At 41.1% G+C, this 16,720-nt stretch carries 18 protein-coding genes; all 18 read left to right on the top strand.

Going from position 1 to position 16,720, the window contains the following annotated elements:
* Positions 1-39: 39 nt before the first annotated feature.
* The 18 genes from glyA to J2S77_RS12930 all read left to right on the top strand — a co-directional run bounded on the left by glyA (position 40) and on the right by J2S77_RS12930 (position 16,238).
* Positions 40-1,287, top strand: coding sequence for a serine hydroxymethyltransferase (glyA, locus tag J2S77_RS12845; protein ID WP_306977967.1), 1,248 nt, complete (start codon positions 40-42; stop codon positions 1,285-1,287).
* Positions 1,288-1,393: 106 nt separating this feature from the next.
* On the top strand, positions 1,394-2,023 hold the full coding sequence (gene upp / locus J2S77_RS12850; RefSeq protein WP_306977969.1) for a uracil phosphoribosyltransferase: 630 nt from the start codon (positions 1,394-1,396) through the stop codon (positions 2,021-2,023).
* A 250-nt stretch (positions 2,024-2,273) separates the two neighbouring features.
* Entirely contained in the window at positions 2,274-4,382 is a 2,109-nt protein-coding gene (locus J2S77_RS12855; protein WP_306977971.1) for a S8 family serine peptidase, read from the top strand.
* A gap of 223 nt (positions 4,383-4,605) precedes the next feature.
* The gene (locus J2S77_RS12860; RefSeq protein WP_306978003.1) at positions 4,606-4,800 is read left to right on the top strand and encodes an AtpZ/AtpI family protein; all 195 of its coding nucleotides are present in this window, start codon (positions 4,606-4,608) and stop codon (positions 4,798-4,800) included.
* Positions 4,797-5,186, top strand: coding sequence for an ATP synthase subunit I (locus J2S77_RS12865; protein ID WP_306977973.1), 390 nt, complete (start codon positions 4,797-4,799; stop codon positions 5,184-5,186). Before J2S77_RS12860 ends, J2S77_RS12865 begins: the two co-directional genes overlap by 4 nt.
* Before the next feature lies 1 nt (position 5,187).
* Positions 5,188-5,910 (top strand): F0F1 ATP synthase subunit A, encoded by a 723-nt coding sequence (gene atpB / locus J2S77_RS12870; RefSeq protein ID WP_306977975.1) that lies wholly within the window; start codon positions 5,188-5,190, stop codon positions 5,908-5,910.
* Between the two features lie 49 nt (positions 5,911-5,959).
* On the top strand, positions 5,960-6,169 hold the full coding sequence (gene atpE / locus J2S77_RS12875) for a F0F1 ATP synthase subunit C (RefSeq protein WP_167261962.1): 210 nt from the start codon (positions 5,960-5,962) through the stop codon (positions 6,167-6,169).
* Positions 6,170-6,347: 178 nt separating this feature from the next.
* A complete protein-coding gene (gene atpF, locus J2S77_RS12880) occupies positions 6,348-6,869 on the top strand; it encodes a F0F1 ATP synthase subunit B (protein ID WP_306977978.1) in 522 nt (173 codons plus the stop codon).
* Positions 6,866-7,411 (top strand): F0F1 ATP synthase subunit delta, encoded by a 546-nt coding sequence (locus J2S77_RS12885; RefSeq protein ID WP_306977980.1) that lies wholly within the window; start codon positions 6,866-6,868, stop codon positions 7,409-7,411. The genes atpF and J2S77_RS12885 overlap by 4 nt, the downstream gene beginning before the upstream one ends.
* A 17-nt stretch (positions 7,412-7,428) precedes the next feature.
* The gene (gene atpA, locus J2S77_RS12890) at positions 7,429-8,937 is read left to right on the top strand and encodes a F0F1 ATP synthase subunit alpha (protein WP_306977982.1); all 1,509 of its coding nucleotides are present in this window, start codon (positions 7,429-7,431) and stop codon (positions 8,935-8,937) included.
* A 37-nt stretch (positions 8,938-8,974) separates the two neighbouring features.
* Positions 8,975-9,835, top strand: a complete 861-nt coding sequence (gene atpG / locus J2S77_RS12895) for an ATP synthase F1 subunit gamma (RefSeq protein WP_306977984.1) — start codon at positions 8,975-8,977, stop codon at positions 9,833-9,835.
* A gap of 36 nt (positions 9,836-9,871) precedes the next feature.
* Complete coding sequence (gene atpD, locus J2S77_RS12900) at positions 9,872-11,269, top strand: F0F1 ATP synthase subunit beta (RefSeq protein ID WP_306977986.1); 1,398 nt, start codon at positions 9,872-9,874, stop codon at positions 11,267-11,269.
* A 56-nt stretch (positions 11,270-11,325) separates the two neighbouring features.
* Positions 11,326-11,727, top strand: a complete 402-nt coding sequence (locus J2S77_RS12905) for a F0F1 ATP synthase subunit epsilon (protein ID WP_306977988.1) — start codon at positions 11,326-11,328, stop codon at positions 11,725-11,727.
* A 382-nt stretch (positions 11,728-12,109) separates the two neighbouring features.
* Positions 12,110-12,343, top strand: coding sequence for a DUF1146 family protein (locus tag J2S77_RS12910; protein ID WP_370871848.1), 234 nt, complete (start codon positions 12,110-12,112; stop codon positions 12,341-12,343).
* Positions 12,344-12,402: 59 nt separating this feature from the next.
* On the top strand, positions 12,403-13,053 hold the full coding sequence (locus J2S77_RS12915; RefSeq protein WP_306977990.1) for a YwmB family TATA-box binding protein: 651 nt from the start codon (positions 12,403-12,405) through the stop codon (positions 13,051-13,053).
* 35 nt (positions 13,054-13,088) lie between these two features.
* Positions 13,089-14,387, top strand: a complete 1,299-nt coding sequence (gene murA, locus J2S77_RS12920; RefSeq protein ID WP_306977992.1) for a UDP-N-acetylglucosamine 1-carboxyvinyltransferase — start codon at positions 13,089-13,091, stop codon at positions 14,385-14,387.
* 125 nt (positions 14,388-14,512) lie between these two features.
* A complete protein-coding gene (gene spoIID, locus J2S77_RS12925; RefSeq protein WP_306977994.1) occupies positions 14,513-15,493 on the top strand; it encodes a stage II sporulation protein D in 981 nt (326 codons plus the stop codon).
* Positions 15,494-15,560: 67 nt separating this feature from the next.
* Positions 15,561-16,238: a M23 family metallopeptidase gene (locus J2S77_RS12930; RefSeq protein WP_306977996.1), complete on the top strand. Its 678-nt coding sequence runs from the start codon at positions 15,561-15,563 to the stop codon at positions 16,236-16,238.
* Positions 16,239-16,720 lie beyond the last annotated feature (482 nt).

Raw genomic sequence — 16,720 nt, forward strand, 5'->3', positions numbered from 1 at the left:
CTCAGTTGCTGACATTATATACATAAGGAGGCTTTACTCATGACACATTTACACAATCAGTTAAACGAAGTAGACCCAGACATGCTTAAAGCGATTAACCAGGAGAAAAACCGTCAACACGACAAAATTGAATTAATTGCGTCCGAAAACTTTGTCTCTGAAGCGGTAATGGAAGCAGCAGGCTCTGTTTTAACCAACAAATATGCAGAAGGCTATCCACATCGCCGTTATTACGGTGGCTGTGAATACGTGGATATCGCAGAAGACCTAGCGCGCGACCGTGCTAAAGAATTATTCGGTGCTGATCACGCCAACGTCCAGCCACATTCCGGTGCTCAGGCGAATATGGCCGTCTATTTTGCCGCGCTAAAACCAGGCGATACGATTCTAGGCATGAATTTAAATCACGGTGGGCACCTCACGCACGGAAGTCCTGTTAACTTCAGTGGTAAACTGTATAATGTCGTCGATTATGGCGTCGATGAAGATAGTGAAACGATCGACTATGACGCACTGTTAGAAAAGGCGAAAGAAGTTGAACCGAAGATGATTGTCGCAGGTGCTTCAGCTTATCCACGCCAAATTGACTTCAAAAAGTTCCGTGAAATCGCTGATGAAGTCGGTGCCTACTTACTCGTCGACATGGCCCATATTGCTGGCTTAGTTGCTGCTGGCCTACATCCAAGCCCAGTTCCGCATGCTCACTTTGTGACATCAACGACGCATAAAACATTACGCGGCCCTCGTGGTGGCTTAATTTTATGTCAAGAAGATTTCAAGAAGAAGATTGATAGTAATGTGTTCCCTGGTATGCAAGGTGGACCACTTATGCATATTATTGCAGCGAAAGGGGTAGCCTTTAAAGAAGCGCTCGATCCATCTTTTAAAGACTACTCTAAGCAAATTATTAACAATGCGAAACGCCTTGGTGAAGCCTTGAAACAAGAAGGTATTCGTTTGGTTTCTGACGGCACAGATAACCATCTGCTATTACTAGATGTTCGCCCACTTAACTTAACTGGAAAAGTTGCTGAAGCAGCGCTTGATGAAATCGGCGTCACAACGAATAAGAACACGATTCCATTTGACCCAGAAAGTCCGTTTGTCACAAGTGGTGTTCGTATTGGAACAGCAGCTGTCACAACACGTGGATTTGGCGAAGAAGAAATGGATGAGATTGCATCGATTATCGCGTTTACGCTAAATAATCATGAAGATGAAACAAAATTAGAAGAAGCGAAAGCTCGCGTTCAAAAACTAGCTGATCGTTTTCCAATGTATTCATAAACTAAAAGTGGTGAGTGATTCTCGCCACTTTTTTCTGTGTGAACGTTGCATCTATCGACAGTTTTAGGTAAAATTCAAGAGATATTGTTTAAAGGAGTTGTTTGTTTTGGGTAAAGTTTACGTATTTGACCATCCATTGATTCAGCATAAGATAACTTTCATCCGTGATAAAGAGACGGGCACAAAAGCTTTTCGTGAGCTTGTCGATGAAGTTTCCGCACTGATGATGTTTGAAATTACACGCGAATTGCCTCTCGAAGAAGTTGAAGTTGAAACCCCTGTCGCCACCGCAAAATCGAACGTCTTAGCTGGTAAAAAAGTGGGCATTATCCCAATCCTCCGAGCTGGCTTAGGCATGGTCGATGGCATTGTTGATTTAATCCCAGCCGCTAAAATTGGCCACGTCGGCTTATACCGTGATCCCGAGACACTTAAACCAGTTGAATATTATATTAAGTTACCATCTGATATTCATGAACGTGAACTGATTGTGACAGACCCAATGCTAGCAACAGGTGGTTCAGCGATTGAAGCCATTCATTCTCTTAAGAAACGTGGTGCGACGCATATTCGTTTAATGTGCTTAATCGCAGCGCCTGAAGGGGTTGAAGCCGTACAGGAAGCACATCCTGATATTGATATTTATGTCGCTGGCTTAGACGAAAAACTCAATGAAAAAGGTTACATTATTCCAGGCCTAGGCGACGCTGGAGATCGCTTGTTTGGAACGAAATAAAGACAAAACGACAGCCATGTGCTGTCGTTTTTTACATTCTCGCACGATTGTTAAACAAACGCTCAACATTGTTAAATATTCTGCCGGAATTATTTCACAATCCCACAAAATTATGAAACAATGTGCGGCGATTGTTAAATAACATGAATTGTGGCCCCAATATATTTTACTAAAAAACGCATTTCCCAATTTAAGTTTGCGCATAACCCCATCACCTTTCGCTAACCCTAACAAGCGAAGGAGTGGTCGTATGCGTTTTTTATTTGCTCTTACATTAACAATCATTATGACAACATCAACTGTTTTAGCTGAAGACATGACATGGATTGTCGAAATAGACGGTGACCCCGATCAAATAGCCGAGAAGATTAAGCGAGATTATCCTTTTCTTGAGGTACTTTATACATACGATACATTGTTACAAGCAGTAGCGATTAAAGGAGCACAGGACGATATTAAAGACCTACATCAAGAGACATGGGTGAATGATTATGATCGCGCGCAATCCTATGAATCGCCTGCTATTCAAAATCAGTCCTCATCACTCCCCGATGATCTTCCTAATTACCAAGTTGAATCGACTGATGCGACTGGAGAAGGCATTAAAGTCGGAGTGATCGACACAGGGATTGATTATACTCACCCTGATTTAAGTGCCCAGTATCAAGGTGGCTTTGATGTTATTGATTTTGACGAGGACCCAATGGAATCAACGACGAAAGACGGCATGCCAACGAATCATGGGACACATGTAGCGGGGATCATTGCGGCTAATGGAGATATGGAGGGGGTTGCGCCTAATGCTTCAATTTATGGTTATCGGGCGCTCGGGCCAGGTGGCGTTGGAACCTCGGCTCATGTCTTAGCAGCTCTTGAACAAGCAGTGAAAGATGACATGAATATTATTAACTTATCACTTGGAACGAACATCAATTCACCTGATACCCCTCTTTCAAAAGCTGTTAATCAAGCATTTGATTTAGGTCATCTAATCGTCGTTGCATCAGGTAATAGTGGACCGGAGGATTGGACTGTTTCGACACCCGCTACTGCTCAAAAAGCAATCACAGTTGGTGCGGGTTATACTGATCAATCACAAGCGACCATCGAAGTCTTTGATGGTAAATCCATACCAGTTAGACAAATGCCGCAAAGTGGGCCGTGGCCGATAGAAGAGCGCTTTCCTTATCAATATAAAATGGAAACAAACGGCACTACTAATCTACAGGGAAAAATTTTAATGGCAAACAAAAAAGATAAATCTTATACTAAACTCATCACTGAAGCGATTAAGACTGAAGCAGAAGCGTTAATGATTGTAACGAATGAGGATCCGAATGATTGGACGGCGACCCCAACCACAATGCCAGTCATTGTCATCACGCAAGAAGAAGCAGACCGACTTCGCAAGCATGAAACATGGATTGAAACATCAACACAACCTATTGAAGATGGAATTGCTGAATTTAGCGCACGTGGACCTGTGACAAGTGATTGGACGATTAAACCAGATCTATTAGCACCTGGTGTTAATGTTATGAGCACTATTCCAGGTGGGTACGCCAATTTTCAAGGGACAAGCATGGCTGCTCCGTATGTGACAGGCGTATTAGCCCTTTTGAAACAGAATCAGCCGAACGCAACGCCAGAAGAATTAAAACAACAATTGCTATCACATGCGACCCCATTTAACCAAGATAGTCGTCCTAGTGAAGCAGGGAGTGGGTGGTTAGATGTCCAATCGTTGTTTGATTCAACTTATTACATCGAGTCTAATAAGCTCCAATTTGGTTATCATCAAGCTGATCAGCCATCAAAAACGCAGTCTATCACCGTTCATAATACGGGTGAAGAACCACTAGATATCTCTTGGAATATTCCAAAACGTCATGAGCACATCAATTGGGAACTACCACTTTCAGAAACAATTCCAGCTCATTCAGAAAAAACTTTTCCGATTCAAGCGCATTTTCACAAAAAATTCAAGAAGAAGGGTGTTCATGAAGGTTATCTTTCATTAGAATTGGATAGTGAGAGCGTCAATTTACCCTATTTAATTGTCGGTCAAGCTGCAGATTATCCTCGGATTAATGCCGAAATAGCTGTCGAACCTTTCGCTGAAGATGAAGCCATGTTAACCTATTATGTAGCTGATTCTTTGAAAGCCCTTTCAATAGACGTCTATGACGCATCGTTTAATCATGTCCAAACCATTACAAAACAGCCAGATGTGTCATCAGGAAAACATGAAGAAAAAGTCGATATATCCCAGTGGTCGAGCGGTTTGTACTATGTCATGGTCCAAGCAAATGATGGCGAACAAACCTTTGATCAAAGCATAGAATTTCATCGACCATAAGTCACAAGAATGTCAAAAAAACGAACTAATTTCGTCATAATATCAATTGACTTATAAAGGGTGCTATTGTATGCTAATCTAGTGTGGAATGATTAGGCTTAAAGACGAAAAATGCTAACGAATGTTAGCTAACTCGTCTGATATGAACTGGTCTAATTCAACATATCGTTGTCTGATTTTATGTGATTGGTAGGTTACGCTTATGAAGTACCCTGTGAAAGGGATGGCCATCACAACTGTTATTCTCAGTCATTTGTCCGGATCAACCATCGTGGGGATCTTTGCGGGGCGATGGCTTGATAGCGTCACTCAGACAAGCCCTCTTTTTTTAATTATCGGGTTGTTCATTGGCTTAGCCGCAGGTGTCTACGGCACGATCAAGCTAGCTAATCAGTATTTAGGAGACGACACATCATGACAGATTACGCCACTATGGCAAACCGTCAACGAAGTTGGATGCTTTACACGTTAGCGATTTCAGTTGCCGGCTGGGGTTTTACAGACTATGAAACAGTTTTTGCAGGATTAATATTAGGACTAGTAATAGGATTATTCAATCTCTTTTTATTGCAAAAGCGTGTCGATGTGATTGGTGAAAAGGCGGCGAACAACCAAACAGCGAAGTCTTTCGGGACATTATCACGTTTTGCTGCGGCCATTCTAGTGGTCGTTGTCATTATGCGATTCCCCGAACATTTCAATTTACTCGCAGGAATTATAGGTTTAATGACACCTTATTTTGTCATTATGATAGATTTTATATTCCATCACAAAGAGACTACCACTACGAAAAGGGGTGAATGATGTGGATCACGGTTCTCCTACAATCGAAAATGTCTTTGGAATCGGTTGGCTGGATTTCAACTTGTCAAACATTATCATGACATTTGTTGCGTCTCTTATCGTCTTCATTATAGCAGTCATCGGTAGTCGCAACTTACAACGTAAGCCGACGGGATTCCAGAACTTCATGGAATGGATTGTCGATTTCGTGAAAGGCATGATCTCGAGTACTATGGATTGGAAGACGGGTAGACGATTCCTTCCATTAGGCTTAACGCTTCTCATGTACATATTTATCGCCAACATTCTTGGTATTATGTTCATGGTTGTTTACGATGGCGAACTCTGGTGGAAATCACCAACAGCTGACCCAGGCGTTACATTGACACTAGCCGTTATGGTTGTGGCACTAACGCATTATTATGGGGTTAGACTGAAAGGGACAAAAGGTTACATTAAGGAATTCTTCTCACCAATTCCGATTTTGTTCCCACTAAAAATTATTGAAGAGTTCGCGAACACGTTGACGCTAGGTATGCGTCTTTACGGTAACATCTATGCAGGTGAGGTATTATTAACACTACTTGTCGGCTTTATGGCGACAGGTGCTATGGAAACAGTCGCTGGTGTTGTACCAGCCTTATTATGGCAAGGATTCAAACTATTCATTAGTGGTATCCAAGCATTTATTTTCGTGATGTTAACGATGGTATATATGTCTCACAAAGTGAGCGAAGACCATTAACATTATAAAATAATACTAACTTTTTAATATCCAAGAGGAGGAATTTTCAATGTCAGGAGCATTAGCAGCTGCAATTGCAGTAGGTTTAGCGGCACTTGGTGCTGGTGTAGGTAACGGTTTAATCGTAAGTCGTACAGTAGAGGGTATTTCACGTCAACCAGAATTACGTGGTGCCTTACAAACAACAATGTTTATCGGTGTTGCCCTAGTAGAAGCGGTACCGATCATTGCCGTAGTTATTGCATTCATGGTTATGTAATAAGTCTTTATTGCATGACGTTGACATAATGGCGAAGTGATCTTTGAAGCTTCGCCATTCCTTTATGTTAGGTTGTAACAAGATGACTAAAAGGAAACCGAACTTTCGCATAATTGCGGTTGGAGACGTTTTTCCTTTTAAGCCTTAAATGAATGATTAGGCGAAAGGAGTGAAGGCTGTGCTAGACCCACGTTTGTTTATTTTAAACGCAGAAATGGGATTTAACCCTGGTAGTATGATCATCCAGTTTGTTATGTTCATCATCCTTTTAGCATTGATCACGAAGTTTGCTTGGCGCCCATTAATGAACGTCATGCAAGAACGTGAAGAACATGTCGCAAACGAGATCGATACTGCAGAGAAAAATAGACAAGAAGCTGAGCGTCTCATGAACGAAGCGCAAGACGAGCTACAAGGCACACGTCAAAACGCGCAGAAAATCATCGAAGACGCGAAAGAAACAGCAAAGTCTGAACAACAGACGATGATTGCTGAAGCAAAAGATGAAGCACAACGCATTAAAGATAATGCACGCCAAGAAATCGAACAAGAGAAAGAGCGTGCTGTTCAAGCATTACAAGAGCAAGTTGGTACATTATCTGTTCAAATCGCAAGCAAAGTTATTGAAAAAGAATTAACGGTGGATGAACAACAAAAGCTGATTAACGAATACTTAGAACAAGTAGGCGAGGACAAATGAGCCAATCAGCAGTAGCAAATCGTTATGCCGTTGCTTTGTTTGAATTAGGAAAAGAACAGACTAACTTACCTCAATTAGAAGAAGAATTAGCATCCGTTCGTTATGTTTTCGAACATGATGAAACGTTATTAGCTTTTTTTGATAATCCACGTATATCTAAAGACGACCAGAAACAATTTGTGAATGATGTATTTAAAGATGCATCTCAAGCGGTTAAAAACTTCTTGTTCATTTTAATTGATAAAGGTCGAATTAGCGAAATTAGTGATATTATTGCGTCTTTTGTGGAAATGAAGAATGAAGCAGAAGGCATTGCAGAGGCGGTAGTTTATTCTGTTCATGCGCTATCAGACGAAGAACAAGAGCGAATCCGAGAAACGTTTGCGAAAAAGTTAAACAAAAACACCCTTCGCATCCGTAATATTGTCGATGAGAGTATTATCGGCGGCTTAAAAGTACGTGTCGGAAATCAAATCTACGACGGTACAGTTGCTCGTAAACTTCAACGCATTGAGCAGAGCGTTGTATCTGCAAACAAGTAAAGATAGGGGTGAAATGGATGAGCATCAAAGCTGAAGAAATCAGTGCGCTGATCAAGCAGCAAATTGAAAATTATGATTCAGATATAGAAGTCAATGATGTCGGCACAGTTATCGAGATTGGTGACGGTATCGCTCGTGCCCACGGTCTTGACAACGTTATGTCTGGTGAACTAGTTGAATTCTCTAACGGTGTTATGGGTATGGCTCAGAACCTTGAAGAGAACAACGTTGGTATCGTCATCCTAGGTCCATTCACAGAAATTCGTGAAGGAGACGAAGTTCGCCGTACAGGACGTATTATGCAAGTTCCAGTAGGTGAAGATCTAATCGGACGTGTTGTTAACTCACTTGGTCAACCTGTCGATGGTAATGGCCCAATTGAAACAACGAAAACTCGTCCAATTGAATCAAAAGCACCTGGCGTAATGGACCGTCAATCAGTTGAAGAACCATTACAAACAGGTATTAAAGTTATCGACTCCATGGTACCGATTGGTCGTGGTCAGCGTGAGCTAATCATTGGTGACCGCCAAACAGGTAAAACATCTGTTGCCGTGGACACAATCTTAAACCAAAAAGACGAAGACGTAATCTGTATTTACGTTGCGATTGGACAGAAAGACTCAACCGTTAGTGGTGTTGTCGAAACATTCCGTCAAAACGGCGCATTAGACTACACAATCGTTGTCAATGCGGGTGCATCAGAACCAGCTCCACTTCTATACCTAGCGCCATATGCTGGTGTATCAATGGGAGAAGAGTTCATGTACAACGGTAAACATGTCCTAATCGTTTATGATGACTTAACGAAGCAAGCGGCAGCTTACCGTGAACTTTCACTATTACTACGTCGCCCACCAGGACGTGAAGCATTCCCAGGTGACGTTTTCTTCCTTCACTCTCGTCTACTTGAGCGTGCAGCGAAGTTAAGTGATGAAAAAGGTGGCGGTTCGATTACGGCCCTACCATTCGTTGAAACACAAGCAGGTGACATTGGTGCATACATTCCGACAAACGTCATCTCCATTACAGACGGACAAATCTTCTTACAGTCTGACTTATTCCACTCCGGTGTACGTCCAGCGATCAACCCTGGTCTATCCGTATCCCGTGTTGGTGGTTCTGCACAGATCAAAGCGATGAAGAAGGTTGCAGGTACACTACGTCTTGACTTAGCGTCATTCCGTGAGCTTGAGTCATTCGCACAGTTCGGTTCTGATCTTGATAAAGCGACACAAGCGAAGCTAGATCGTGGTCAGCGTACAGTTGAAATCCTTAAACAAGGACTTAACAAACCACAACGTGTTGAATACCAAGTTGCGATTATTTATGCCCTAGTTAACGGATTCTTAGATAGCATTCCAGTTGAGGATGTTGTTCGTTTTGAAGAAGAACTTCATGCTTACATGAAACAACATGGTCAAGAAGTCCTAAGCCATATCCGTGAAACAGGTCAATTGCCAGATAAAGATGCGTTCGACAAAGTTATTAGCGACTTTAAGGACACATTTGTCGTATCTAAATAATAAGGAGCAAGTCTCTAAATAAAGGTGGTGAGACGTTGTGGCATCGTTACGAGAAATAAAAACACGCATAGGCTCAACCAAGAAAACGAAGCAAATTACCCAAGCAATGGAAATGGTTTCAACTTCTAAGTTAAGAAAAGCTGAAGAAAATGCGAAAAATTTCGTTCCATACATGGAAAAAATTCAGGAAGTCGTCTCAAGCATTGCTTCAGGTAATATTGAAGTCAGCCATCCCATGTTAACCTCAAGACCGATTAAGAAAACGGGTTATATTGTGATTGCTTCAGACCGTGGTTTAGCTGGACCATATAACACAAACGTATTACGTAAACTGAATGAAGCGATTCAAGAGCGCCATCAGTCAAAAGACGAATACACGATTATTCCAATTGGTAAAGTTGCGCGTGATTTTTGTAGAAAACTTGATCATCCAATCGCACACGAAGTCACAGGCTTACCAGATCAACCGACATTCGCAGAGATCAAAGAAATTGCGAATTATGCCGTGGGTCTATTCGCTGATGAAGAAATAGATGAGTTGAACTTAATCTATAACCACTTCATTAGTGCGATTAGTCAAGAGGTAACAGAAACGAAAGTATTGCCATTGACTGATATCGAAGCTGGTGAGTCACAGACGAGCATGTACGAGTATGAACCAGATCAAGAACAAATATTAGAAGTCTTATTGCCACAATATGCTGAAAGCCTTGTGTATGGCGCCTTATTAGATGGTAAGGCAAGTGAGCACGCGTCTCGGATGACCGCTATGCGTAATGCAACTGATAACGCAGAAGAGATCATTGATGAACTCACGTTATCCTATAACCGTGCAAGACAAGCAGCCATCACACAAGAAATCTCAGAAATTGTTAGTGGTGCAGCAGCACAAGAATAGATCGTTTTTGTATATGAGCAGTTAGGAGGGAAAAGGATGAGTAACGGACGTATAACACAGGTACTAGGCCCGGTCGTCGACGTTAAGTTCGATAACGGTGAACTACCTGAAATTTATAACGCCCTAATCGTCAAAGGTGAAGGCGAAAAAGATTTAACATTAGAAGTAGCCCTACACCTTGGTGATGATGCAGTTCGTACAATTGCAATGGACTCAACAGATGGTTTAGTTCGTGGTACTGCAGTTGAGAACACAGGTTCAGCAATTAGCGTACCTGTAGGTGAAGCGACACTAGGTCGTGTGTTTAACGTAACAGGTGAACACATTGACTTAGAAGAGCCTGTTTCTAAAGAAAACCGTCATGATTCCATTCACCGTCAAGCACCATCATTTGATGAGTTAGCGACGGAGACACAAATTCTTGAAACAGGTATTAAAGTTGTAGACTTACTTGCTCCTTATATTAAGGGTGGTAAAGTTGGTCTATTCGGTGGTGCCGGAGTAGGTAAAACCGTCCTAATCCAGGAATTAATCAACAACATCGCCCAAGAGCACAGTGGTATTTCAGTTTTCGCCGGAGTTGGTGAACGTACACGTGAAGGTAACGACCTTTACTATGAAATGAGTGACTCAGGTGTTATCAAGCAGACAGCCATGGTTTTTGGTCAGATGAACGAACCACCTGGAGCACGTATGCGTGTAGCACTTACAGGTCTAACAATGGCTGAATACTTCCGTGATGAACAAGGACAAGACGTTCTACTATTCATCGACAACATTTTCCGTTTTACACAGGCGGGTACAGAAGTATCAGCATTACTTGGCCGTATGCCATCAGCCGTTGGTTATCAGCCAACTCTATCAACAGAGATGGGTCAGTTGCAGGAGCGAATTACATCAACGAAGACTGGTTCGATCACATCGATCCAAGCTGTATACGTTCCAGCCGACGACTATACAGACCCAGCACCAGCAACAACTTTCGCACACTTAGACGCGACAACAAACTTAGAGCGTAAGTTGACAGAGCAAGGTATCTACCCAGCGGTGGATCCACTTTCTTCAACATCACGTGCGCTTGACCCGAATATTGTTGGTGAAGAACATTATAACGTAGCGCGTGAAGTGCAAAAGACACTACAACGTTATAAAGAACTACAAGATATCATCGCTATCCTAGGTATGGATGAGCTTTCTGATGAAGACAAACAAGTCGTATCTCGTGCACGTCGTATTCAGTTCTTCTTATCACAGAACTTCCACGTTGCCGAGCAGTTTACAGGTCAACCAGGTTCTTATGTACCAGTTGAAGAAACAGTTAAAGGATTCCAAGAAATCCTTGACGGTAAATATGACGACTTACCAGAAGATGCGTTCCGTTTAGTTGGACGTATTGAAGACGTTGTCGAAAAAGCAAACAACATGGAACAATAATGGGACTTTAAGCGGCATTTAGTTGCCGCTTAATTCGAGCCCAAGGAGGGGTAAGATTGAAAACACTAACTGTGAGTGTTGTCACTCCTGACGGCCCTGTACTAGAAGATTCATATGATATGGTAAGTGTTAGAGCAGAAAGTGGCGAGCTTGGTATTTTACCAGGTCACATTCCATTAGTTGCTCCTCTAACCATTAGTGCAGTTCGACTAAAAAAAGAAGGCAATACTGACCTTGTAGCAGTGAGCGGAGGCTTCTTAGAAGTCCGCCCTGATAAAGTGACGATCTTAGCGCAAGCGGCTGAAAAACCTTCTGAAATTGATGTTGATCGTGCTAAATCTGCCAAACAACGTGCAGAACAACGATTAAACGTAACTAAATCAGATGAAGTTGACTTCAACCGTGCGAAACTAGCGCTTAACCGTGCGATTAACCGAATAGACATCGCCGATCAATAAAAAAGATCTGACCCAGATGGTCAGATCTTTTTTATACCCGTACATCAGTGAAACTGTTTAACAATCCGGACGAATTGTTAAACAGTTTATATGTAATGTTAAACAATCTAATAAGAATGTTTAACAAACTAGTGGGATTGTCTAACAATCTTATAGGATTATTTAACAATCGAGTTGAACTGGTAAATAAGGTGAGCAAAATGTTCAATAACAGCCGTGTGTTCATTTTAAATAGAACGATCCACAACACTAGCCAAACGCATCAAAATATGAGAAAATATGACATTGTATGCTATTTAATAGGAATACTCGATTGAAATTTCCCGGGAAATACATAGAAATGTCGAATATTACCTACGAAAAAACTTGAAGAGGTGTTATAATGTTAATGGAGCAAGGTATAGATGCGTTAATTGGCATCACTTCACACATTATTTTTATCATATTCGCTTGGAAAGCACTTGAAGCGATCAATATCCAAGCATTATTTAAAAAGAACAAGGAAATCGAAAGCAAATTATTATGGATTTTATTATCAATCGCATTAGGTACTACAGTTAGCAACTTCTTTTTAGACTTCATTAATTGGTCACAACGTTTACCATATTTACTATAATATTAACGTTTAAAAAGGAGCAGCATGGACAACCCTTAAGATAAAAGGGGGAATTGTCCATGCGATTTATTTTAGTATTGCTGACATTTGTATTAATGACAACGCCAACGGAAGGTTATTCTGAAGCTCAACTTGATGTATCAAATCTATCAAACTATGTAACAAGTTGGGAAGCTGACGAAACAACTTTTGGCTTAACAATGAAGTTGGTTTCTAGTGAAAAAGAACTAGATTCGTATAAAAATGTCTTAAATGCTCAAATCCAGGGTAATGACCACCATAAACGTTCTATAATTGACGAATCGTTATCCGTAGTTGAGATAACACCTAACCGAAGTCAATTAATCTATCAAGTCAATACATCAAAATGGAATCAAGAAATTCATGAAGATGTACAACAATTGTTGGAATCAAGAAATTTATCAAAATTTCTTGAAAATGGGACTCATTTCACTTTCTTTCAATCAACATTTGATAGTAAAATCGATAAGAATTTGTTTTTAGAAAAAGTTATAGAAGATTTTGAAGTAGATTTAAAAACGCAAATAGAAGAAGAATTATTGAGTGTGATCAGTGGATACTCGCCTAACTTACAACAACGTATTCCACATGAACAAGAGCATATTAATATTCAGTTAGCAATTCGCGAAGAGGGCGACCGAAAAAATACAGTCACAATCGGCACACCAATCCTCGTAATTGAATATTAAATAATATACGGACTATCGACACGGAGGGAAAGATATTGGATAAAATCATCGTATCTGGAGGTAATCGTTTAAATGGCACAGTTAAAGTAGAAGGTGCTAAAAACGCAGTATTACCTGTAATTACAGCAAGTATAATGGCAAGTGAAGGGAAAACAGTACTTGAAGATGTTCCCCCTTTAGCGGATGTAGATACAATTGGTGAAGTTTTACGATACATGGACGTTGATGTAAAACGTGATGATCGTACATTATATATTGATGCTGAACAAGAACTTAAGACGGTTACACCGTTTGAATATGTTAGAAAGATGCGGGCTTCAGTCCTTGTTTTAGGACCTTTACTAGCACGTTACGGGCATGCAAAAGTCGCAATGCCTGGTGGTTGCGCGATTGGTTCTCGACCGATTGACCAACACTTAAAAGGCCTTGAAGCAATGGGTGCTAAGGTTGAAGTTGGCAATGGTTATGTGGAAGCATTCGCATCAGATCGCTTGCAAGGCGCTCGTATTTATTTAGATTTTCCAAGCGTCGGTGCTACAGAAAATCTTATGATGGCAGCAGCCTTAGCTGAAGGAACGACTGTCATGGAAAACTGTGCACGCGAACCAGAAATTGTAGATCTCGCTAATTTCATTAATAAAATGGGCGGTAAAGTGATTGGTGCAGGTACAGAGACGATTAAGATTGAAGGTGTTGAAACGTTAAAAGGCGTAACACACAACATCATTCCTGACCGTATTGAAGCAGGTACCTTTATGGTTGCTGGTGCTATTACAAATGGCGATATCATCGTTGAAGGCGCGATTCCAGCTCATTTACGTTCTTTAATTGCGAAAATGAAAGAAATGGGCGTTCAAATTGAAGAGTTTGATAACTCAGTACGTGTGATCGGTACGGATTTATTAAAACCAATTGATATTAAGACATTGCCTTATCCAGGCTTTCCAACAGATTTGCAAGCACAACTCATGACGTTAACAATGCGTGCGCATGGTACGAGTGTTATTTCAGAAACAGTCTTCGAAAATCGTTTCATGCATGTTGATGAATTTAGACGAATGAGTGGCAATGCAAAAATTGAAGGACGTAGCGCGATTGTGGATGGCCCAACCCAATTACAAGGAGCCGAAGTTTCAGCTACGGACCTTCGTGCAGCAGCATCTCTTATACTTGCTGGATTAATTGCAGACGGTCATACGACGGTGACTGAACTTCAACATCTTGACCGTGGTTATGTTGAATTCGTTGAAAAACTACAAGGATTAGGTGCTGACATTGAGCGAGTAAATGATCCATTCGTTATGAGTGAAGATTCTATGGTACAGTCGAACTAATCTATTATAATTTATTCGGTTGATTAAAGAGGGGCTCACGTGAGTCCTTCTTTTTTTTATGTTCTAGTAACTTCCGTAATTGAATAGGCTAATGATAGAGCCCGTAATTAAAGGAGGTTATATGGTTGCAAAAACAAAGCATGATGATTGCTATGATCCTAGTTGCTGTCATTGTAATGATTCCGACGATGATTGTGTTACCTTTTCATGATACGCCGACCGAAGCCGCACCGCCGTCAAACGACACTAATGAACAAACACAAGCCAACGGAGAAAGCGTTACTGTCAAAATTAAACGTACCGAATCAGAACAAATCGATGAGTTACCACTTGATCAATATGTAACACAAGTGGTGGCTTCAGAAATTCCTGCTGAGTTCGAAATGGAAGCTTTGAAAGCTCAAGCGCTAGCTGCGAGGACTTATATTGCCAATAAAATGGCACATACTGAATCCGACCAAGCTTTTCATGTTAAAGATACAGTCGATGATCAAGTCTTCCATTCTGAAAATGAATTACGCGACATGTGGGGCGTCGATTACTCAGACCACATGCAAAAAATAGAATCAGCCGTTCAAGCAACAGAAGGCGAAATTATCACTTATGACGGCGAACCCATTACTGCTGCTTTCTTTTCGACGAGCAATGGCTTTACCGAAAATGCCGAAGATTACTGGCAAAATGAAATTCCCTATTTAAAGAGTGTTTCAAGTCCATGGGATGAAGCTTCACCTGTGTTTAATGATCAAGCTATATTTACTTACGCCGAAGTTGCTCAAAATTTAGGTTTACAAGAATCCATGGTAAATATATCGGATCTCACTCGTACAGAAAGTGGTCGAGTGGATACCGTAACGATTAATGACGAAACATTTTCAGGTCGTGAAGTGCGAGAACAACTAGGTTTACGATCAAACGACTTTGAAGTTGAAACAACAGCTGAGCATATCATCTTTAAAACAAATGGATACGGCCACGGTGTTGGCATGAGTCAATACGGTGCGAACGGGATGGCAAAAGAAGGCTCCACCTATAAAGAAATTGTTCATCATTACTATCAGGGTGTTTCTGTTGAACCGTTACAAACATTTGTCGCCACAAAATAGAAAATTTTTCATTTAACAGGTATATTCATCACCTTTTCCGGTCAGAATGGTTGCTGAGGTGATGAAAATGAAGGAAAGAAACATGTTCCGTGAGTCGAAGTGGAAGAAACTCACACGTCAACGCTGGTTTTACCCGACCTTGTACGTCACGCTCGTCGCGGTTGTTTTAGCAGGTGTACTCACGTTTCAATTTGTCGGAAATGACGAAGCTGAACGAGACGATGAGTTCAACTGGAGTGTCGAGCAAAACGATTTAGAAAATCAGGAAGCACAAGGTGACGATGAAACGGCAGAACCAGTCGTAGCAGAATCCGAAGATATTGTCATGCCAGTGTTACTTGGTGACGATGCAGAAATCATGACACCATTCTACGACACAGAAGCTTCAGCAGAAGAACAAGAAGACGCGCTCATTTTTTACAATAATCAGTATTACCAAAGCCAAGGCGTTGACATTACATCTCAAAACAATGAATCATTCGACGTTATTTCAGCTCTGAGCGGAACCGTCGTCTCAGTTGAAGAGGATGAACTTCTCGGCCAAACAATTGAGATTGAACACGACGAAGAACGCTCAACATTCTACGCAAGTCTTTCAGAAGTCTCAGTAGAAGAAGGCGCTGACGTAAGCCAAGGTGATGTCATTGGACAATCAGGATCCAACGTTTATTCTGATGAAGACGTGACAAAAGTCCACTTCCGACTACTCGAAAACGGAGAACCCGTTAATCCACAATTCAAATAATGGAAGAGAAAGCCCTGCATTTGCAGGGCTTTTTCTTGTTTAACTGGCAATCTACCGGCAGGATACTATTGAAAAAGTACGCTCTCGTACTTGATAAGATGTGTTACCAACGAGTTTTGTGGAGATATCATCTAGTTTGAGTAGAATATCATCCTGATTGTTCGGTTTCCATCTAGTTGAGGTACAGTATCATCGAGTTCAACAAGAATACCATCGAGTTGGAGTACAATATCATCGACACCTAGTGAAATACCATCGAGTCTAGTACATAACCACTGTGACACATGAAAATATATATTTAGTCTAGGTGTTCCAATCGAATCTGTTAAAAATATCATGATGACTAAGTGCGATATCATCGAGTTTAGTTTGAATACCACCCCGATGGAGTCAAGTCCATAATTATGTGTAAAATACATGGCAATGAAATTCAACTCTTGTCATTGATTATTTATGTGTTATCGCGATGAGGTGGGGATGGC

Origin of the sequence: Alkalibacillus salilacus (assembly GCF_030812915.1) — a bacterium.
Taxonomy (GTDB): Bacteria; Bacillota; Bacilli; order Bacillales; family Alkalibacillaceae; genus Alkalibacillus; species Alkalibacillus salilacus.

Excerpts from the sequence above, each read along its gene's own strand:
- atpE (WP_167261962.1), top strand. The coding sequence starts at position 5,960 with ATGTCAGGAGCATTAGCAGCTGCAATTGCAGTAGGTTTAGCGGCACTT.
- J2S77_RS12915 (WP_306977990.1), top strand. The coding sequence starts at position 12,403 with ATGCGATTTATTTTAGTATTGCTGACATTTGTATTAATGACAACGCCA.
- atpA (WP_306977982.1), top strand. The coding sequence starts at position 7,429 with ATGAGCATCAAAGCTGAAGAAATCAGTGCGCTGATCAAGCAGCAAATT.
- J2S77_RS12930 (WP_306977996.1), top strand. The coding sequence starts at position 15,561 with ATGAAGGAAAGAAACATGTTCCGTGAGTCGAAGTGGAAGAAACTCACA.
- atpD (WP_306977986.1), top strand. The coding sequence starts at position 9,872 with ATGAGTAACGGACGTATAACACAGGTACTAGGCCCGGTCGTCGACGTT.
- J2S77_RS12860 (WP_306978003.1), top strand. The coding sequence starts at position 4,606 with ATGGCCATCACAACTGTTATTCTCAGTCATTTGTCCGGATCAACCATC.
- J2S77_RS12855 (WP_306977971.1), top strand. The coding sequence starts at position 2,274 with ATGCGTTTTTTATTTGCTCTTACATTAACAATCATTATGACAACATCA.
- glyA (WP_306977967.1), top strand. The coding sequence starts at position 40 with ATGACACATTTACACAATCAGTTAAACGAAGTAGACCCAGACATGCTT.
- J2S77_RS12885 (WP_306977980.1), top strand. The coding sequence starts at position 6,866 with ATGAGCCAATCAGCAGTAGCAAATCGTTATGCCGTTGCTTTGTTTGAA.
- J2S77_RS12910 (WP_370871848.1), top strand. The coding sequence starts at position 12,110 with ATGTTAATGGAGCAAGGTATAGATGCGTTAATTGGCATCACTTCACAC.
- J2S77_RS12865 (WP_306977973.1), top strand. The coding sequence starts at position 4,797 with ATGACAGATTACGCCACTATGGCAAACCGTCAACGAAGTTGGATGCTT.